Annotated in this window: 1 protein-coding gene; it reads left to right on the top strand. The window is 63.4% G+C overall.

Annotated elements, in window-relative coordinates; all coding sequences use genetic code 11:
• Nucleotides 1–287: aldehyde dehydrogenase family protein (locus EOB49_RS35230; RefSeq protein WP_127383565.1), on the top strand; the 287-nt coding region annotated here is incomplete at both ends.

Below are 287 nucleotides of genomic sequence, written 5' to 3'. Positions count from 1 at the left end.
ACTACCCGCTGATGATGATGGCCTGGAAGCTGGCGCCGGCGATCGCCGGCGGCAACACGGTCGTGTTCAAGCCGTCGGAGCAGACTCCGCTGACGGCGCTGAAGCTTGCCAAGATCCTTGCGGAAATCCTGCCCGAGGGTGTCGTCAATGTCGTGCTCGGCCGCGGCGACAGCGTCGGCAACACGCTGATCAATCATCCCAAGGTCAACATGATCTCGATCACCGGCGACGTCGCCACCGGCAAGAAAGTGCTGCAGGCGGCCGCCAAGTCGGTCAAGCGCACGCAT

Source organism: Mesorhizobium sp. M7A.F.Ca.MR.148.00.0.0, from assembly GCF_003997735.1.
GTDB lineage: Bacteria > Pseudomonadota > Alphaproteobacteria > Rhizobiales > Rhizobiaceae > Mesorhizobium.
This window is presented reverse-complemented; position numbering and strand designations above follow the sequence as displayed.